Source organism: Paenibacillus sp. P5_B5 (assembly GCF_056400365.1).
Genome location: NZ_JBFULK010000063.1, coordinates 1 through 483 on the forward strand (window position 1 = coordinate 1; position 483 = coordinate 483).

General features: G+C 59.8%; 1 protein-coding gene. It reads right to left on the bottom strand.

What is annotated here, in order from left to right:
- Positions 1 to 156 precede the first annotated feature (156 nt).
- Positions 157 to 483, bottom strand: a 327-nt coding sequence (locus AC1DOK_RS24555; protein WP_477556891.1) for a TlpA disulfide reductase family protein, incomplete at its 5' end; no start/stop codon positions are given.

A 483-nucleotide genomic window follows, 5' to 3' on the forward strand; every position in this document is an offset into this window, starting at 1 on the left:
GCGTGTAGCCTGTTCCCCCCTCRAGGGGGCGGCGCCTGGGGCCGGCGAAGCCGGACCCTCGGCCCCCGCTTGAATGGAGACATCTCCGTCCCGGGGTTGGGCAACAAAAAAGCCGGTTCGTTTGAACCGGCTTTTCTTTTGGGGGAGCGAAACGCTTCAGGTCTCTTTGAGAAGCTTTTCAATCAGCTGGTGCAGCGCCGCAAAGTCGGGCTCGCCCACGTACTGTTTGACGATCTCGCCGCGCTTGTTGACCAGATAGGTTGTCGGCGTGAGCTGCACATCGCCCCATGCTTTGGCCACTGCGCCGGTGTTGTCGATGGCCACCTTGAAAGGTAGTTGGCGCGTCTGCGTGTAATTGACGACATAGCTGGGTGGGTCGTAGCTCATGGCCACGGCCAGCGTGTCGTAGCCTTGGGATTGGTATTTGTTGTAGGTCGAAATGACCTTCGGCATTTCTGCCACACAGGTCACGCAGCTGGTGGC